This window comes from Methylomonas montana, assembly GCF_030490285.1.
GTDB classification, from domain to species: domain Bacteria; phylum Pseudomonadota; class Gammaproteobacteria; order Methylococcales; family Methylomonadaceae; genus Methylomonas; species Methylomonas montana.
Genome location: NZ_CP129884.1, coordinates 4,163,989 through 4,183,159, shown reverse-complemented (window position 1 = coordinate 4,183,159; position 19,171 = coordinate 4,163,989). Strand labels below are relative to the sequence as shown.

At 47.9% G+C, this 19,171-nt stretch carries 18 protein-coding genes; 4 read left to right on the top strand and 14 right to left on the bottom strand.

The features are described from left to right. Window positions 1–180: 180 nt before the first annotated feature. The 14 genes from QZJ86_RS19290 to QZJ86_RS19225 form a co-directional block, all read right to left on the bottom strand. Window positions 181–1,053, bottom strand: coding sequence for a hypothetical protein (locus tag QZJ86_RS19290; RefSeq protein ID WP_301672139.1), 873 nt, complete (start codon window positions 1,051–1,053; stop codon window positions 181–183). An 84-nt stretch (window positions 1,054–1,137) separates the two neighbouring features. After that, window positions 1,138–2,232: a Gfo/Idh/MocA family protein gene (locus tag QZJ86_RS19285; protein ID WP_301672138.1), complete on the bottom strand. Its 1,095-nt coding sequence runs from the start codon at window positions 2,230–2,232 to the stop codon at window positions 1,138–1,140. Between the two features lie 11 nt (window positions 2,233–2,243). After that, complete coding sequence (locus QZJ86_RS19280) at window positions 2,244–3,011, bottom strand: WecB/TagA/CpsF family glycosyltransferase (RefSeq protein ID WP_301939035.1); 768 nt, start codon at window positions 3,009–3,011, stop codon at window positions 2,244–2,246. Window positions 3,012–3,076: 65 nt separating this feature from the next. Further along, the gene (locus QZJ86_RS19275; RefSeq protein ID WP_301672137.1) at window positions 3,077–4,219 is read right to left on the bottom strand and encodes a glycosyltransferase family 4 protein; all 1,143 of its coding nucleotides are present in this window, start codon (window positions 4,217–4,219) and stop codon (window positions 3,077–3,079) included. A 54-nt stretch (window positions 4,220–4,273) separates the two neighbouring features. After that, window positions 4,274–4,969 (bottom strand): class I SAM-dependent methyltransferase, encoded by a 696-nt coding sequence (locus QZJ86_RS19270; protein WP_301672136.1) that lies wholly within the window; start codon window positions 4,967–4,969, stop codon window positions 4,274–4,276. 91 nt (window positions 4,970–5,060) lie between these two features. Further along, window positions 5,061–5,945, bottom strand: a complete 885-nt coding sequence (locus QZJ86_RS19265; RefSeq protein ID WP_301672135.1) for a glycosyltransferase family 2 protein — start codon at window positions 5,943–5,945, stop codon at window positions 5,061–5,063. After that, on the bottom strand, window positions 5,942–7,102 hold the full coding sequence (locus tag QZJ86_RS19260) for an O-antigen ligase family protein (protein WP_301672134.1): 1,161 nt from the start codon (window positions 7,100–7,102) through the stop codon (window positions 5,942–5,944). The genes QZJ86_RS19265 and QZJ86_RS19260 overlap by 4 nt, the downstream gene beginning before the upstream one ends. 165 nt (window positions 7,103–7,267) lie before the next feature. Next, on the bottom strand, window positions 7,268–7,885 hold the full coding sequence (locus QZJ86_RS19255) for an acyltransferase (RefSeq protein ID WP_301672133.1): 618 nt from the start codon (window positions 7,883–7,885) through the stop codon (window positions 7,268–7,270). Window positions 7,886–7,899: 14 nt separating this feature from the next. Continuing rightward, window positions 7,900–9,132, bottom strand: a complete 1,233-nt coding sequence (locus tag QZJ86_RS19250) for a glycosyltransferase family 4 protein (protein ID WP_301672132.1) — start codon at window positions 9,130–9,132, stop codon at window positions 7,900–7,902. Then, the gene (locus QZJ86_RS19245; RefSeq protein WP_301672131.1) at window positions 9,129–10,202 is read right to left on the bottom strand and encodes a glycosyltransferase family protein; all 1,074 of its coding nucleotides are present in this window, start codon (window positions 10,200–10,202) and stop codon (window positions 9,129–9,131) included. The genes QZJ86_RS19250 and QZJ86_RS19245 overlap by 4 nt, the downstream gene beginning before the upstream one ends. 30 nt (window positions 10,203–10,232) lie before the next feature. Beyond that, window positions 10,233–11,216, bottom strand: coding sequence for a glycosyltransferase family 2 protein (locus QZJ86_RS19240; protein ID WP_301672129.1), 984 nt, complete (start codon window positions 11,214–11,216; stop codon window positions 10,233–10,235). Next, on the bottom strand, window positions 11,213–12,748 hold the full coding sequence (locus QZJ86_RS19235; protein ID WP_301672128.1) for an MATE family efflux transporter: 1,536 nt from the start codon (window positions 12,746–12,748) through the stop codon (window positions 11,213–11,215). Before QZJ86_RS19235 ends, QZJ86_RS19240 begins: the two co-directional genes overlap by 4 nt. Window positions 12,749–12,797: 49 nt before the next feature. Beyond that, window positions 12,798–13,190: a VanZ family protein gene (locus QZJ86_RS19230; protein WP_301672126.1), complete on the bottom strand. Its 393-nt coding sequence runs from the start codon at window positions 13,188–13,190 to the stop codon at window positions 12,798–12,800. A gap of 115 nt (window positions 13,191–13,305) precedes the next feature. Beyond that, complete coding sequence (locus QZJ86_RS19225) at window positions 13,306–14,658, bottom strand: undecaprenyl-phosphate glucose phosphotransferase (protein ID WP_301672125.1); 1,353 nt, start codon at window positions 14,656–14,658, stop codon at window positions 13,306–13,308. Between the two features lie 483 nt (window positions 14,659–15,141). On the opposite strand from QZJ86_RS19225, the gene pyrF reads away from it, so the two are divergent. The 4 genes from pyrF (at window position 15,142) to QZJ86_RS19205 (ending at window position 19,169) form a co-directional block, all read left to right on the top strand. Next, window positions 15,142–15,870 carry an orotidine-5'-phosphate decarboxylase gene (gene pyrF / locus QZJ86_RS19220; RefSeq protein WP_301672123.1) on the top strand — a complete coding sequence of 243 codons (729 nt, stop codon included), beginning with the start codon at window positions 15,142–15,144 and terminating at the stop codon, window positions 15,868–15,870. Between the two features lie 159 nt (window positions 15,871–16,029). Next, on the top strand, window positions 16,030–16,584 hold the full coding sequence (locus tag QZJ86_RS19215; RefSeq protein ID WP_301672122.1) for a shikimate kinase: 555 nt from the start codon (window positions 16,030–16,032) through the stop codon (window positions 16,582–16,584). Then, window positions 16,556–17,638 (top strand): 3-dehydroquinate synthase, encoded by a 1,083-nt coding sequence (aroB, locus tag QZJ86_RS19210; protein ID WP_301672121.1) that lies wholly within the window; start codon window positions 16,556–16,558, stop codon window positions 17,636–17,638. The genes QZJ86_RS19215 and aroB overlap by 29 nt, the downstream gene beginning before the upstream one ends. Beyond that, window positions 17,628–19,169, top strand: a complete 1,542-nt coding sequence (locus tag QZJ86_RS19205) for an AAA family ATPase (protein WP_301672120.1) — start codon at window positions 17,628–17,630, stop codon at window positions 19,167–19,169. Before aroB ends, QZJ86_RS19205 begins: the two co-directional genes overlap by 11 nt. The last annotated feature ends 2 nt before the right edge of the window (window positions 19,170–19,171 follow it).

Genomic DNA, 19,171 nt, shown 5'->3' with positions numbered 1-19,171 from the left:
ATCCCTTCGGAAGTTGTCGTAAAAGGTAGGTTGGTCTGAATACGATGAAACCCAACATTTCGATTTTGTTGGGCTTCGCTATGCTCTGCCCAACCTACTCTTGACTTTTACGATAGTCCCCGCCGAAGGGAGAAGAGACCGACCGCTTCACTTAACGGTAGTCGAGGAGATGACCACAACTTATACGGGTTTCTTTGGCCAGTAGCTGTCGACCAATTCCCGCGTTGAATGAATATTACCTCGGCTTGATGCGCCGAACACAATCGATTCGATATTCGGTTGCTGGCAAACCCATTCGATGGCTTCTTTAGGCGGGATAGCGCCCGAGGCAAATACCGACATGGCGATCGCCCGAAATTTCTTTTCCTTCAACACCCTCTCGTAAGCCTCGAAGCCGCCGGACATACGAAAGCCCACTTTATTGATATTGGCGCAAACGATTGGATTATCTATTCCAAGGCTTTCCAAAACGTCCAATAATTTGGGCATGTTCATGGTGATAAATCCCGGTTCCGCACCATAACGGGTTTTGACATGGTTGGCGAAGATGCGAAAAGCCTCGTTAAAGCCCAATCCCAACAGAAAATCCACGACGACGTTTTGCAGAAAAATCACCGGCGTTTGCAGTCCGGAAAACATCTTCATTTCCGCATCGATCAACAGCGTGGTAATGCCCTCGATATCTTTCTTCGCTAAGGACATGCCGCCGCGCACCGCGGAGTCAATAAAGCCCTCATCCGGCAGAAAATGCTTAATCGCCCCCAATAAGCCGTGGTCGGTCATGGCATTTGCGTATTTGTGCGCATAAGGCATGCAGGGGAAAAATTGGTAGTCCGCATAGCGTTCAGGGTTCGCGCGCATATGATCACACACCAGCGCAATCCGTTCGTGTGTGGTGCACATGAAAGTCTTGATTCCTTCATCATAGGCGTTGTCCAGCACTTCAATGACGGTGTTAATATCTTGAAATCGCATCGCCTGGCTGCGAGCTTTTTCTTCCGACATATGATTAACGCCGAAGAATTGATTGTCGCCAAAAAGTAGTTTATCCATTCAAAAAAACTCCAAACCTCAAAGGGTTGCCATATTATTTAACATTGCAAAAGCGGAGTCTGTTCGTCCGCTGAACTTGAGCTATCAAGATTGCAAAAAAGAAAAGATGCCGCGTTTCTTGGTGGGAGCGACCGACAAAACCTGGTCATTACCGACCGACGCGCCTTTTTGTGCATCGGCAATCATCATGGCGATGACCTTGTCGGTTTCTGCGGCGCTGGTAAATGAATTGACGTTTTCCAAGCGTTTTTCCGCAATACAGTTAACGAAATAATCGAGTTGCGCCGAATATTCTTCGCCTCTGACGTAGAACCAAACTTCATCGGTCAATTCGGTGGTATTGCGAACATTCCAACCCAATTGATAACCATCGGGTATCCTTGCGGTATCTCGCAGATAAACCTGTATTTCCTGCCGATCGGCAATAATCCGGCCGGTTGTGCCCCAAATACTAATCTTCGTGCTCATCTTCCGATAAGATTCGTCGCTCCAGTTGACTGATATTTGCGCGCTCTTACCACCATCGAAATACAGTGTGCCGAATACTTCGTCGTCGGTTTCTTTTGAAAAAATGCTGTTCAATATGCTGCCGCCAACACCGTGAGGCATGCCCAGATACCAATTCAATAAGTTGAGCGGGTGCGCGGCGTAGTCATAGAGACAGCCGCCGCCAGCCGTGCGCTGGGTGCGCCATGAACTGCCCTTCGGCCGCATCACCACGGGGCCGTAAGCTTCGGCGAGCACATGCGATACCTCGCCAATGGCGCCTAACTCGAGAAGGCGCTTTACTTCCTGGAAAGCCCCAACAAAACGGTAGTGATAGCCCACCTGGTTGACGACGCCTTTTTCGACCGCCAACGCCGCCAATTCATCCGCCTCTTGACTATCCACACTGAACGGCTTTTCGCAGAATACGTGCAAACCCTGGTCGAGTGCCTTGCGCACCATGGGGCCATGCATGCTGGATGGCGTGGCGATAATGACAGCATCCAGTTCGGCGTCGCGCAGCATGGCGTCGTAATCCGTAAAAGTGCGCACGCCGGTATATTTATTCAGCACGTCCAAAACATAACCTGCGGCATCGCAGACCGCTGCAACTTCCACGTTCGGATGTGCTTTGATAATGGCGAGATGCGACAAGCCCATTTTTCCTAAACCTACAACCGCTACACGAACCACAATACCACTCCTTAAGAATTAACTTTTACACCTTGAAACCGCTGCATCATCCCGGCCAATGCCGCCTCGGCAACAAACACAAACGACCACCAATAGCGCTTGGCACGCAACTTGGGCTGGATAATCAATCTAAAAACCCATTCCAGCCCCAGCGCCCGAATCCAGAGCGGTGCCCAGGGCACGGCGCCCGAGTGATAGTCGAATGACGCGCCAACGCCAACCATCCAGGGCGCTTTCACCCGGTGTAGATGCTTGGCAATCCACGCCTCTTGCTTAACTAACCCCAGGCCGACCCAGACAATATCCGGCTGGCATTCGTTGATCATCCTGACCACGTCTTCGTCTTCCTGCTCGGTCAGTTCGCGAAATGGCGGACAATAAGTGCCCACCACTTGCAACTGCGGAAACTGTTCTTTAAGTTTTTCGGACATTAATTCTGCGACGCCCTCCTTGCCGCCATAGAAGAAGTGACGCCATCCCCTGGACTGGCCATATTCGCTGCAATCCAGCTGCAGGATGGGGCCGTTGTAGCGGTTGATCTTTAGCCCCCAAAAATACCCGGCGGCAATCACGCCCACCCCATCGCATAAAGAAAAATTGGCTTCTTGAATAAATTTAAGATGATCTGGACGCCTTAAAGCGTGGTACATCGACTCGGTATTGGTAATGGAAATATAAGCCCCCATTTTGCGAGCGGAGATTACTCTATCCATCTCTTCCAACACCACGGATGGCGGGCCTGAATAGACAGGGATATCCATAATCCGATTAACTGACATCGTCACGATTGTTTCCTCATTCGTCTTCAATTTTTAAAAAACTTATCCGTCAGCACTGCTAACTGCTAGAACTTCCGTTCCATATTCAGACAACGCTCAATCCCATCGGCAAAATGCTCCACCATATTCTGCAAGGTGTAGCGTTGCGCGTCGGCAAGGGCTCTTGTTTGTAACTGCGCGTAGCGCGGCGGGTTTTGGAATAAATCGATGATGGCATTGGCATAAACTTCGGCATCGCCAGCCACCACCAAGCCGTTCTCGCCATCTTTAAGGTAAGCAATTTCCGGGCTGTGACGAGCATCGGTGGTGGTGACCATCGGCACACCGGCGCAAAACGAATCCAGCACATGCAAGCCCACCAATCCGGGATTTAACACCAGATGAGCCAAGCGAAAATATTCGGCTTTTTCGATGCCTTTGCGGACGCCCAACCAATGCAGCCAAGGCCGCGATGCCGCCGCCGCTTTAATGTCACCCGCACTGGGGCCGTCGCCGATAATCAGCAAATGAAAATTAGGCAATGCCGCCCGAATTTTGTCGGCCGCCGCCACCATGTAATCCAGGCGTTTGTCGGGATACAGCGAGCCGCAATACAAACCGACTTGGGCGTCTGCGGGTACATCAAGCTGATGGCGCAAGTCTGCCAGGCGGGCATCGGAAACCGCGGCCAAATCGGCCACAAAGCTTTCGTTATCGATGGCATTGTCCAACACCGTAATCCGCTCGCTCGGATAACCGTCGGCTAGCAGAATAGCCTTGGTCAGGTCGGTATAAGCAAACCACCAGTCGACGCGGCCCACTAGAAGTTGCTTCCACCTTTCGAACAGGCCGGTTGGACGCGTCGACTGAAAATTGCGGCCATGTCCCCAATAAGCCACTTTTGATCGATGCAAGCCACGCAGGAATAACCAAGGGTAATTGGACATTAGCCGGTTCTCCTGCATCAACACCACCAAGTCGGCATCGCGATGTTTGGCTGGAAAAGGCTGCCAAAGGATGTCTTTATTGCCGATGGAGACATAGCGATTTACCACCACGTCGGCCCAGGGCAAAAAACCGCAGTCCTTCTTTTGTTCTTCACGTTTTGTTGCTTGGCCGTGCACAAGGTGAATATCAATGCCTCGATCGGCGCAAACCTTGCGTAATCGGTTGAGTAATTCCATGCGGTAATGGAACAATCTATAGTTGAGCAAAACTACTTTTTTCATCAGCGATAATCTGAACTAGTGAGCGTTTTTTTAATATAAATACTGAATTTTCAATCAGGACTTTCTGGCGACAACCAATAAGTTTGGCATGAAGGTGAGAACGCCCCGGTAAAGCAAGTCGCTTTTTCCAAAGAAAATTGAATTGAGCGTATCCGAATAAAAAATACTCAGTATTTTTGCAAAAATAAAAGGTATTTTTCCTACATAACACCCTGAGTAGTGCTCATTCAAAATAATGCTAAATCCATTATCCTCAAATAATCTATTTAAACGCCTTTTTGTTAATGGATAAGAGTGGGTGTAATCGCAATCAAAAAACAGCTTTCCCCAGCTTAAATAATCAGGCACAGCCACAATAATAAGTCCGTCTTCTTTCAATATTGCATGGATGTTGCCGAGTAATTCAGACGCTTTTGCATGATTATCCATATGTTCCAACACATGCAGCAGTATGCAACAGCTTACTTCATTGCCGATGTTTGGTAGTGGCGGAACAAAAGAACAGTGCACGTTAATATTTCTTTCCGCCAATTTTTCGGCAATTTTTGAACTACCTTCAATCGCCGAATAAGTGATTCCCTGTGCCAATGCAATATCTGCCACATAGCCGTCGCCAGGACCGATTTCTAAAATAGAGTCTGTCGTTCCATGTTTTGCAGTGAGATCAAATACTATTTGAGCAAATTTCTTTTTTATGATTTCTCCAAATTTATTCCTATCGCGCGATGCGTAGTAGCCATAAAATGACATAGACGTTTCCTATTTGAATTTTAGAAATTGCATGGTGGCCAGCTTGGGTAGGCGTTAGCCTTGGCCCAGCCTATTGGCCTTGAACGTTGGTTTACACTTTATTGAGTTCGGCATTAATCAACAAAAAATGCCTGAAATAACCGCCAACCAGTCGTATCACATCCAAAACGATATAACTTGGAAAAAGCGCTTTCGGGCAATTATTCCAGCCATACCACCAACGCGTTTTCAGATTGGCGGGCGATTTAATACTGGTTAAAAAAGTGATAAAGCCTTTTAACGACAAAGTATCACGCACCGTCGTCATGCCGGTGGCGGCCACATGGGAAAAAACCCGACAGCTCTTGCACACATAAGCCGGGAAGCCTGCCCGTTGGGCTTTATGGCTGAAATCGTAATCGGCGGCGTAGTGCGGCAAATGACGCTCGTCGTACAAACCCACAATCCGAAATACCTCCATGGGAAACAATGTGCCCCGCCCGGACGCCAGCGTCACGGCCATCACGTTGTCGTCGCCCGGCAGATGATGTTTTTCAAACGACACTGCCCGGTCTTTTGCGGCCAGCCAACTTTGACGGTAACCGTCGCTGACACGCTCGCCGGTGGCGACGTCATGGACCACCGAGGTTAAAACCGCATGCGGGTATTGAGTGCTTTGGACGGCTAATTCGGCCAGATAGTCGGGCGGCAGCTCGGTATCGTTGTTCAAGGTCAATAGATAGTCTTGCTCGGCGGCGTGTTGCAATACGTATTCAACGCAGCGATTCATCGCCCCCGTCCACCACAAACTGTCGTCGGCGTTGAGCACAACCACGTCCGGAAAGTCCCGGTTGATGCGCTGCGTGCTGCCATCCGTGGAACCGTGATCGCAAATAACCACGCCGAAATTTTGAAAGGTTTGCGTTTTAAGGGTTGCCAAACATTTCAGAGTAAATTCAATGCGGTTAAAAACGGGTATGCAAATCCAGATTTTCATGACGATTGCCTAGCGGCCTTATATTGATTAAAAAACCAGAAAGTAACACCGCATAAAAACCAGAAGACATATCCACATGTTGTCATGGAGGTATTCATCGCCGAAAAAATTAAAAAGAATAAAATATAACTATATAAATAAGCGCCTTGTAATTTAAAAACTTCAGTACGCGCGAGTTTATAAGCTGTTTTCATTGACCTGAAAATTATGGTAAACAGTAAAAGAGTGCCAATAATGCCGGTATTCATTAACGAAGAATAAACAAAATTATGGGGGTGATAAATATTGAAGTCGCGCGGACTAAACTCTGAGCGTTTGATGACTTCTTGAAGCTCTTTATATTCCAGTCCGGTAAAAGGTCGTTTTTCTAACTCCTCGATTACCGTTGTAATGACTCTTGCGCGGACAATAGTGGTTTTAGTGGGGTCAAAGGTTTGTTCCACACGGCTTAGGAGTTTGTCCAGCATATTAACATTGGCAAACGCCTGGAGAATCGAAAGCATGACAATAACTAGCGCTCCTGCCACCCCCATCAGAATGAGAGTTTTAATTTTTTTTCCTTTAAAAAAAGATAAGGCCATAAATGCAAGACCTATGGCTATGAAGGACGATCGGTGTCCAAGCATCATCACGCCGGAGAGAGGAAGAAAGGTAAGATATTTCTTATATTCCCAGCAAAGCAGAGCAATGGCGCCAAGTCCCAGCAGGATGTTGCCGTCGCCAAAGCCAAGTCTTAACGTATCTTGGGCGTTCAACGCCAGTTTTGTATCATCCGAATTTAGTAAAAAGGGCTGATAGAGTGGAAACACTAACGAAAGAAAGACAGCAAATTTAATTAAACGCTTTAGCTGGCTAACGTCTTTATAGATCGCTAGCGGTAGAAAAAAATAGATTGCCGGCGTGTCGGTCATAAACATTCTTAACAAACTATCGAATGGTAGGTTATTAAGAAAGCCGATCATTAATTTGCCGACAAATAAAAAGATAAATAATAAAACAAATATGGCTGTTGTCTTGGTTTCCGATGCGTTAGGTCTTTTAGTGTTTCTATAAAAATACTTTATAAAATAAACCAACGCAAATATTGCTGCAAGCGCATAAAGCAAGTCTAAAGGGAATGCATTGACGCTGCCCAAAGTTACTTTTAAGTGACTCATAAATGCTCGGCTAGCCAGGCCGTTTATGAATAAATAGATCAAGGCTAAGTAGGGTATGGCGGTTGGCCGCAATATAATAAAAATGCAAAAAAATAAGGCAACGATTACTTCTATCATGTCAAAGCTTAATTAATATAAAACAGGATTGGTTTTCGGCCACAACTTTTAAAGCACCGACCCTATAACTTTCGCGGGATTACCGACAGCAATAGAATTGCAAGGAATATCTTTTGTCACAATCGACCCGGCGCCAATCACACTATTGCGACCGATTTTGACCCCTTTCATGACTTTGCTGCCGGCGCCGATAAATACGTTGTCTTCTATTACCACCGGCGCACATCGGACTTTATCGGGAGACTTGTCGAATCTCCTATTTTTAGGCTCTATTTTATGAAAATCGGTGTCAAATATTTGCACATCAGCACCTAGCAAACATTCGGAGCCAATTTCTACGGAAACTGCCGAACAAATGACCGTTCCACTTAGCCCGGTATTTGCACCGATAGTAATCTGCGATTTAGGCCTCAGTGTTCGAATTATTACCGGTCTGGAGCTGCCTAAGGCGGTGAAGCGCGAGTCCGAACAAAGCATAACTCCATCTCCAAATATCACTTTACTATCTGGACACAGTGTGACGATGGGATAACCGTAAAGAATTGTCCGATATTGAGTGTCAACGCCAGATGCGCGTAACAGTAATCGACCACTAAAATTCCACCATCTTTTCAAGACAGCGTCACGCAGACGCAGAACTGTATAAAACATTATTTTCGCGGCCATATATGTCTTGGCTATTAGATTTTTGGTATGGTGTCAGTAAGCAACGCCTGCCGGTACATTGCTAAGTACGATTCGCTTATCGCTTTGGGTGCGAACATCCTTAGTGCTCGGGTATGGCCTGATGATGAGCGCTCGCTATAATATTCATCAAATGCTTCTTCTATGGCTGAAGCAATATTGGCCAGATCGGATACATCTGTCAGTACCGCGCAGCAGCGGTTGTCAGTCGTCTCGTCGATACCGACTACCCAGGGCACCGCGCCGCTACGGCTACCGGCGACTATCGGCAGGCCTAGCGCCATGGCCTCCGCAATTACAACGCCAAAGGATTCTTCCAGGGAGGGATGCAGCAGCAAGTCCAGCCTATTAAGGCGTTCAATCAACTGCTTATGCGGAGTGGCACCATGAAATATCATGCCGGCTGCGATCCCCTGCTGCTGACACCATTGTTGCGCGGATTCCCCTGCACCGAACTCGCGGCCAAAGAGATGCAATTCCGACATTGGCTCGTTACGATGTATTTTGGCGAAAGCCATTAATGCCGCTTTGGGATTTTTAAGATCATCCCAGCCATTACAAACCATACCGATATGTTTTACTGGCGGCCTAGTTCGTATTCGTCCGTTAGATATTACGTAATTGGCTAATGGATTGGGAATAACGTTAATAGCTTGGCTTGTGTAATGTTGTACAGCCTCGGACATATAGTTAGAAACAGCGGAGAAATGCTGTCCTTTCCAAAACACTTGGCGGGCCATTAGGTAGCGAATGGCCCGATAGGGGCTGCGCGTATGGCGAAGCACTGCCGCCGGAGCATCATGGCAGGTGATTAGATGTGGCAGTCCGGTTTTGATGGCGGCCAGAGCAAATTCGTAGGTCCAGTGAGCATGAATAATGTTGGGGTTTGCTAATTTCATAGCATTAAACAATTGCTGTCTTTCATAAGCAAAACCATCGATTGCACGACCGACATGGTTCTTATTAAAGCGCCAGGCTCGTGGGCGAGCGGGGCAAATGTAGAAATCGAAATTTACCCCGCTGGCTTTAACTGGCCCTGAATGCGGATAGAGCGAAGGATCTGTGGTGAAAGCGGATACTTTGTACCCTAGCCTTAATAATTCAGTAATCAAAACACCTGTGAGCGGTGCACCTGGATAACCAACCGGTAGGTCGCTAGCGCCTTCGGTCAGCAAGTCTGCAATGTATTCTGTGGCAATGGGCCCGGCAATGCCAATGTGTAATGTCACAGCGATTCGCCTTGGGCCGAAGGCGCGTGACAACCAAACAGCTGCTCATGAATCACAGAAACCATATTGGCATAAACTACGGTGACTTCCAGGTGTTGGCGGGCGTATTCGGCCGCCTGAAAACCCAATTCATTACGTTGTTCGACGGTCAGGCTCAGGATGTACAGTGCAACATCTACTGCCTCCCGTGGGCTTTTAATGACGAATAAGCCGGGAATATTGGCAAACACATGTTCATAGCCGGGTTGGTAATTGGTGATATGTGGCACTCCGCATGCCAGGCTAATCGGAAAGCGGTCGGAAGTGTACATGGCAATCCCATCGTACTGTCCCCAGTTAACGCTCATCCAAGCATCACGAATCGCGGTTCCCTGCTCGTCATATCGGATTTTTCCTTTGCAATAAGGCTCGCCCTGCCAACCTAGGTCGCCACCATACACCGCAAATCGATCGCCCAGAAATTTGTATAGCCCGCGTGCGGTGTTTTTCCTGCTTCGCCCACCGGGAACGTGTAGCCAGGGTATCCGTTTTAGACAAGGGAGATTGGCAATCATGATGGCGTCATAGCGACGGGTTGTCGTTGGTTGCCACGGCGTTCCAAACCGATGACTGTCGTAAGAATGCAAGGCAAATCGAATTTTTTTGGCTCCGGCACTATGGGCCATATCCGCTAAATATCCTGTTCCTCCCAAAAAACAAATATCGGATTGAGAGAGAACAGCTATCACGGTGGCATCCATGCGTTTGACCAAATAACCATAAGGGTCTTCTTCATATAAAACCAATTTAGGTTGGCTTGGTATGCTCTTGAGTTGTTGCAAAAATCCCTTGTCCATTGGATAGCGATTACTGGGATGCTGAATAAATATGACATTCGGCGCAAAAGCGCGGGCAGACTCCAAGAGTTCATTCAATGCGTCATGATGGTTCCCTAAGGCATTTTGCCGCACTAAATAAGAATAGGCGGTGTACGCGGAAAAAACGCCTTCGCGATACAGTTTTTCAAACGCCATGCGCGGACCAATTTGGTCACCTTCCGTGTTTTCATTTGGTATGTAAAACCAACGCATTCAGACTCCTTCAGATATTAAAAGCATTACTCAATCTGGTTTTCCAACTATCGGGAAGCCATGTGTGCGCCACATAAGCTTTGTAAAATACACATATAGTTTTGCAAAAAAATTAAGAAATCTGATCGAGTAAAGCTTTATTTCTAAACTATTTAATTCGCTCAAGCATTCTTTGTTTAGGCGGTCAAAGTAAAATTTAAGTGTTACATAGTCGTTATCTCTAAGCGCGACCAACATCCTGTTTCTGAGGTCATACCTAAAGAAAATCTTGAATAGTCTGATTTTATCTGGATGATTTAGAGCAAACTCATGTGTTAAGTTAAAAAAATCAACCACATCCTGCATCAGCTCACTATTTCCTTCTTTTTTTATGCCTGTGATTTGTCCAGATACGCCATTATTTCTAATTCCTAGCGGAAAGCCTATATATACGAATTCTCCCAGGAACGCGATACGATTAAAACAACTCCAGTCTTCGCATAATTTCTTACCGACTGGAAAGCCATGTCCGTTATCGAGCATGTTGAAAAAGCGCTTTGAAATAGTCATGGCGCTTGTATGTGGCATGGTGTGCGGGTTTTCAAAGTACTCAACTATCTGAATTTTACTTTTGTATCTATTCAAAGTGGTATTGCCTGCTTGCCCAGTCAATATATTTCTATGCCAGCTTGGGAATCCATACATGCTTGCGTCTGGAAATAACTCAATAGCTTCTTTCAATTTATCTAAATACCCTGGCAGCCATTCGTCATCGGCATCTAAAAAAGCAATATAATTGTATTTGGCGCGGGCTACCCCGGTATTGCGTGCGACGCTGACGCCTTGATTTTTTTGCTCGACTATTTTTACTCGTGGGTCCGAAGTGAAGCTATTTATTACATCAACGCCGTCATCTGTGGAACCATCATTAACTATAATAACTTCAAAATCTTTATAAGTCTGAGTCAGTACGGAGGCTAAAGTCCGCATTATCATATGGGCTTTATTGTAAAGAGGAATGACTACTGTGATCATTTTATTACCGAAGGTTTTTTAAACATTGATGATACGAGTTTCTTGATATGAGATCTTTCTTCTCTTGAAAAGCCTATAAAAAAAACTACCAACAGGTAAGCAGTTGCACTTGTTAAAATTGTAGAGGTCAAGCGAATCGGATCAAGATCAATAAAATAATGCGGAACAAACGAAGCTCCAAAAACAAGTATAAATGTCAGGCTACAGCGCAATATCACGTTCAACATAAAAGCCGATGGCGATAAATCGCAATGTTTTATAGCATAAAAAACGATTATAGCCGACGAAATAATTGTATAAATTATAAACACCACATAAATGGCGTAAGCAGGTTGCTGTGCAGTATATAGAAAATAAGACACAGGCAGAGGCAGTAGTAGCAACAAAGAGCTCGCTATCTGATATGACTTGATATTTCCCACTGCTACTATCGCAGAAACCACGGGATGGAATAAATGCTCAATTAGGATTCTTATTAATAACAGGCGACAAAATATAACCGTAAAATCGGGCACATCAGCCAGCCATAGTTTCAATATAAGTGGCATTTCAATTAGTACGGGAATATGGAAAGCCATAACCAAAAAGAACGAAACCTTGCTGCCCATCATGGTTGCTTTTAACATTAACTCCCTATTTCCAGATCCTTCACTTTTGTTTATTAAAGGGGTTAATGCCTTCAACATATTGACAGAAAATGCGCCTAATTGTCCATTTAGCTGATTTGCAATGTTTTGAGCGGCATTCACCGTGGTTCCAAAAAACATATTCAGAACGACGCCTTGTCCGTAATTAGCGACAAGCGAAGTCGTAGAGCCTAAAAAAGACCAGCTAGCAAAACTTGTCATTTGTCGGAATATTTTTTTATCGAAGTTTTGAAAAACATCCACCGAACATTCTTGATACTTACAACGGCAGTAAACTTGTTTAATGAATAACAAGAATACCGATAGTAAAGCCATTAAAAATCCATACGTAAGCAGCCGATCATAAGTGCTATAAACAATAAAGTAAGCAATTCCTAACTTTAGAAGCGACTCTATAAAACCCAAAATCGCATAAACCAGCATGTTTTCATGGGAGGTAATAACAGCTTCATAAGGCACCGAAATGATGGTGAATAATGCGCTCATCACCATAAATTGATATATCAGCTTGGCTACTTCTATGCGGCCTTCAGAAATATTTAGGGTTCCGTTAAAAAAAAAATAACCGGCAATCTCTAATATTAATAGAACAAGAAAAGCTGTCACCCAGTGCAATACCAGGCTTATGTTAAATATGCGCCTTAATTTATCGAACTCGCCCGCCCCTTGAGCGATTGATATAAAGCGCTGTGTTGCGCTTGACATAGTGGTACTTAAAAAACCAAGCATCGCAATAACGCCACCGACCAAGCCAAATAAACCGAAATTGTCGGCTCCTAAATTGGCTAAGGTTAGGCGTGTGGTATATAAAGAAATGAAGACTGTAAGCAGCATGCGGGCATATAGAATGCTGGTATTCTTAACCACTCTTTTTGATGCTTGCATTATTTTATTTCGAAGTTATGAGAGTTTTATTAAAATATGCAAGCAATTGCTAATGGCAGGAGCGTTTTATACAGTAGCGATTAACCAACAAAATGACAAACGCTGCACCGGATAAATCCGCTGTTAAATCCAACAAGCTTCCTGCGCGACCGGGTACGGTCATTTGATAGCCTTCTTCAAGGATACCCGATAAGGCCGACACCAATAAGGGCATGGAAAATAGCGGCACGGCCGGCTTATCGTTTACACAAAAAGCTACGGCGCACAAGAAAAACGCTAAAACTCCAAATGCCACAAAGTGAGCCAGTTTATCCAGCCCGGAAACTTCGCCCATAATTTTAGCCGGTGGTTGTGACGATTCTGCGAACAGAATGCCTATCCAGCCGATACTCAGCAGGATGAACAACATTGCCAGTTTGCGATTGCCTTTGAATTTAGCCATTAATGATGTCGATAGTGATAATCCGGATGTTGAGCGGTCACGCCTGGACGAGTTTGTTTCTGCATTTCTGGCAACAAACGGTCCAGATTAGGCGCTACGAACATGCTTCAGGCTTCTAATAAGCTTGCTGCCCGATAAAGCCTTTAAAAACCGTCAAGATGACGATTTTTAAATCCAGAATAATGGACCATTGCCGAATGTATTCCAAATCGTGGTGAATCCGCCGTTCCATTTTGTCGATAGTGTCGGTTTCGCCTCGGCAGCCGCTAATCTGGGCTAAGCCGGTGATGCCTGGCTTCATTTTGTGCCGCAGCATGTAGCCTTGGATATGTTTGCGGTAGTACTCGTTGTGAGCGACGGCGTGCGGGCGGGGGCCGACCACCGACATGGTGCCGCTCAATACATTCAGAAACTGGGGCAGTTCGTCCAGCGAGGTGCGCCGCAAAAAGCCGCCCAAGGGCGTCACCCGGCTGTCGTTGGCAGTCGCCTGCTTGATGCTGTCGCCGTTCTCGCATACCGTCATCGACCGGAATTTCCAAACCTCGATAGGCTCGCCTTTAACGCCGTAACGCAGTTGCTTAAATATAACCGGTCCCGGCGAGGTCAGTTTAATGGCGATAGCGATGATCAGCATCGGCAGGGCGATAAGCGGCAAGATGACCAGGCACAACAGCAAGTCCAAAAGGCGCTTGGAGGCGCCGTCCAGCGAGGAGTTTAATGGCGTATCGAAAATGCTGACGACCGGGATGCCTTTGACGCTGCTGAGTTTAGACTGCATCAGGTTAAAAGTAAAAAAATCCGGCACGATGTTAACCGACACGGTGCTGTCGGCCAATTCGCGGATAAGTTGGTTAATCCGTTTTTCTGCGCGTAGTGGCAGAGTGATGTAGATATGATCGATTTCTCCACTCTTGGACTTTTCCAGCAAGGTTTTGAAATCTCCGACGATGGTTTCGACCATCTCTTCTTCCTGGCGGCGTTGTGTGTTCTCGATACGGTCGTCGAAAAATCCGGCAAATCGATAGCCCAGCCAAGGCATTTCGGTTAGTGCATTGTTTAAATGCTTGCCCAGCGCGTTGCCGCCCAAAATGGCGTAGGTGCGTGTATTCAAGCCCTGTATCCGCAGATACGACAACGCGGTGCGCCGCAGAGCATGCAGCGTGATGACGCTTAACGGTGCTAACGGTAGCCACAATTCCAGGACTTGCCTGGAGTATTCGAATCCCAGGTCGAATACGAAAAAACTACTGGCTATTATTGCAAAAGCGATCATCCATGACATTAGGATGCGTACGGCATCGTCAAACATTGGGTCGCCGCGCCAGCCCTGATAAATTGCCTGGTGCTCGGCAAAAATGCCGAACAGCAAGGTACAGACCACGAACAGACCCAAGTACTCGCGACCGAATGGCTCGCCATAAATATTTAAAGACACATACAGCGTGATAAAAATCAAGGCTGTGTCCATGGCCCACTTTATACTTTGCAGTTCAGGCTGTAGCGGTCGAATAAATCCTTTTGGGCGAAACTGAGTCATATCAAATATACTGATTAGCTTAATGAGAACATCCCCTGTTTGTTTGATTATAGAACTATATAACAAGTTTATTGCAGCTTAATGAAAGCTTAATGAGCGGCATGCGGTGCGGCAGGTCAAAAAGGCGGACCGAATTTCAATGCGTTTTATGACACGCTCGCTGGCAACGCTTCGAGTAAAGTCGAAGCCGCTTCCGGACGTACGGTTAGGCAAACGGTAATCGTTGGGCGTCACTTTTATACAGCTTGCATTAAGTGGAATGCCGCAAAAGTTGGGCCGAACGCAAGCCCAATAGTTTTATTTTGTGGGGTTAAGCGCTTGCCGGTAAACCCTGTTGGGTTTTTGCGATGTTCATCAGAGGAACAAGTTTTTGCTTCGCGCTGAAAAGTACAAATAAAGAATTACGGAATCCATATGACAGCTTCATTCATCTCAAACAAAGCCATTCCTGTCCGCGAACGCCTGATCATGGCGCTGGATGTTTCCAGCATCGCCGAAGCACAAGCCTTGGTCGAAGAACTGGGCGATGCGGTGATTTTTTATAAAGTGGGCATGGAGTTGTTCATGTCCGGCGATTATTTCGGTTTTATCGAGTGGCTTAAGGCCCGCGACAAAAAAGTCTTCGTCGACCTGAAATTCTTCGATATTCCCGCCACGGTGGGCCGCGCCATCAAGGCCTTGAGCAATAAAGGCGTCGATTTGGCCACCATTCACGGCAACGATTCGATCATGGAAGCCGCGGCCCAAGCCAAGGGCGACTTAAAAGTGTTGGCGGTCACCGCATTAACCAGTTTGGACCGCGGCGATTTGGACGATCTGGGTTTTCAATGCGATGTTAAGGATTTAGTGCTGTCGCGCGCCAAGCGAGCGCTGCAAATCGGCTGTGATGGCATCGTTTCATCAGGTCTGGAAGTCGCCATGATCCGCGAACAGCTCGGCGAGAAACTGCTGGTGATTACACCCGGCATTAGGCCGGTGGATAACCGCGAGGACGACGATCAAAAGCGTGCGGTCAGCGTAGAACAAGCCATCCAAAACGGCGCCGATTACATCGTGGTCGGCCGACCGATCCGCGACGCCGCCGACCGCAAAGCCATGGCGGAAAAAATCCAGGGGCAAATCGCGGCGCAGTTTAGTAAGTAGGGATTAGGCGAAAGGCACAGGAGTAAAGGTGAAAAAGTCCTGGATGGCTGTTCGGCCTCGGTGTGTTTCGTGGGTGGCGAATACCACATAAAATTTCACTCCCCGTTAAAAGTGGGCATAATGCTCGCGTTTTTTTAATGCGCGAAATCAGCCAATGCAATGAAACCAGCGGCAAATATCTATCTGATCGGTCTGATGGGCGTGGGTAAAACCACCATCGGCAAACAGCTTGCCAAAGCCTTGCAATGGCCTTTTTACGACAGCGATAAAGTGATCGAGGAATGCACCGGCGTCGATATTCCGACCATCTTTTCCTACGAGGGCGAAGAAGGATTTAGGATGCGCGAACAGACCGTGATTCATCATTTATCGGCGTTGCAAGGGGTTGTGATGGCCACCGGCGGCGGCGCCGTTTTACTGCCGGAAAATCGCCAAGCGCTGAAGGAAAACGGTTTTGTGGTGTATCTGCACTGTTCGATCGACAAGATTTTGCATCGCACCAAGCACGATACCCAGCGGCCGCTATTACGCACCGACAACCCCAGGCAGCGTCTGCAAACCTTGTTGGCGCAACGCGACCCGCTGTACAGCGAATGCGCCGATTTCAAGATCGATTCCGGCGTGCTGCCCACTAAAACCGTGGTCAAAACCATTTTGCAGCAATATCAAGCTGCTTTAGAAAATCATGAAAGAATTGCAAGTTGCATTAGATAACAATAGAAGTTACCCGATTTACATTGGCTCCGGCTTGTTGGCTCAACCGGAATTGTTGAGCCAACACATCCGTTCCAAACAGGTGCTGATCGTCACTAACGACACCATTGCACCCTTGTATCTGGCCAAGTTGCAAGCCACATTGACGGCGTATCAAGTCCAAACGGCGATTCTGCCGGATGGCGAGCAATTCAAGACCTTGCAGTATCTGGAAAAAATCTTCGACCAGTTGCTGGCTAAAAAATTTAGCCGTAATGCCACCTTGATTGCCTTGGGCGGCGGCGTGATTGGCGATATGGGCGGCTTCGCGGCGGCTTGCTATCAGCGCGGCATCGCCTTTATTCAAATTCCCACCACCTTGCTGGCCCAGGTCGATTCTTCGGTCGGCGGCAAGACCGGCGTCAATCATCCGCTGGGCAAGAATATGATCGGTGCGTTTTATCAACCGCAATGCGTGATCGCCGACGCCGATGTGCTGGATACCTTGGACGACAGGCAGCTATCGGCCGGCTTGGCGGAAGTGATTAAATACGGCCTGATTCGCGACGTCGCGTTTTTAGAATGGCTGGAAGCCAATATGGGCAAGTTGCTGGCGCGCGAGAAAGCCGCGTTGGCTTACGCCATCGAGCGTTCCTGCATCAATAAAGCCGAGGTGGTCGGCGAAGACGAATTCGAGTCCGGTGTGCGCGCCACGCTGAATCTCGGCCATACCTTCGGCCACGCCATCGAAACCGGCTGCGGCTACGGCCATTATTTGCACGGCGAAGCGGTCGCCATCGGCACCTGCTTTGCCGCCGATTTGTCGCGGCGCTTGGGTTGGCTAAACGATGCCGACGTCGAACGGATTATCGCCATTTTCAAAGCCGCCCACTTACCGGTGACGCCACCTAAGGAAATGACCACCGAGCAATATGTCGATTTGATGGCAGTCGATAAGAAAAATGTCGACGGCAAAATCCGGGTGATTCTGCTGGAAGCGGTCGGCAAAGCCTCGCTGCCGATCAACGTCGATCTGGCGCAGTTACAAGCAAGCTTGAAGGCTTATGCTGGATAACGACAACCTGACCTACAGTTACCAGCGCAGATCGGTAGTCAATAACGCCGAACGGGCTTTGATTACCTTGGAACGCTCGCAAAAGCTGGATTTATTGCTGCATTTACTGGCCAATCTGCAACAATCGCTGATCGTCTGCGGCCCGGAAGGCATCGGTAAAACCACCCTGCTAGAGACGGTCCGCCAAAATCGCAAGGATCTCTGGGAGATTGCCTTGCTATCGGCATCGCCCAGCTCCAGTTTCGAGAGCCTGATCACCGATCTGTTGCGCAGTCTGAATATCACCAAGGCTTCCGCGTTTGATTTAAGTGCCTTGCGCGAATTCTGCGCGAAACAAAAAGTGGTCTTGTTAGTCGACGATGCCGGCACCCTGGTGCCGGGCCTGATCTCAACCCTGATGGAGTTTGCCGATTCGCTGCCGGGCCTGCGGCTGGTGTTTGCGATGAGCCACGACCAGTTTCACATCAAAAGCGGCACCGACAAGGCGGTGGAAGATTGCCATTTCATCGAACTGCCGCCACTCAATAAAAAACAGTGCGGCGAATATTTGCAAAACCTGTCGGCGCAACCCGGTGCGGTCATCTCATTTAATGCCATCGGCGACGCGTTGGTCGATGACTTATACCGCGATACCCACGGCATCCCCGGTAAGATTCTGGCGGAACTACCCAAACTGGCCGATTACCAAAACCGTAAAAGCAGCAGATTGGGGTTGTGGCTCGCGATTGTGGCCATCCTGGCCGGCGCTGGATTTGTGGTCAAATCTTTGTTGCCGCCGGAGTTCGCTCAACAAATCGCGGGCAACATGCCCGTTGCCGGCCAAGCTAGCAGCATCGACAATGCCACGACCGAAAACATCGCATCTTTGCCGGTCTTGCCAGTACCAACACCGCAACCGGTAAACGAGCCCGCTGCCGAACAAACTCAAGTTTCTACACCGACTTCGGAACCTGCGCTGTCGGCGCCGGCCCCGTCGCCAACGGTTGTTTCTGTCCCGGCCATACCGGAATCCAAGCCCGAGCATCTGCCGGAAACAGTGAATATCCAGCCGGCAAGCCAACCCGCATCAAGCGAAACCGGGGCCACTCCAATAAGTGCCACCACAACCCCGGCACCAACGGAACCGGTAGTTAACAAACCGGAAGCGGCCAACGCCGACCCATTACCGGCTGCCGAGCCACTGCCCCAACAAGCTGTCGAGAAACCAATCGAACGAAAACCGGTCAAGCCTTTGCCGGAAGGCAGCGAACGCGATTGGATCATGGCGCAACCGCCCGGCAACTACACCTTGCAAGTGATGGTGCTTTCCAATAAGGATGCTGCAATCCGGTTCCAGAAAAAATACGCCGATTACAGGAGCGGCTTGAAATATTACCCCATCAACAAAGGCGATCAGGAGAAATACGTGGTAATTTACGGCTCTTTCCAAACCGTCGCCGAAGCCCAGGCGTTTAAGGCAGTAATGCCCGACGAGTTTAAACAGGCGCTGGAAAAGCGCTTCAGTGCCGTGCAAAAAGAAAGCCGCCGCTGATT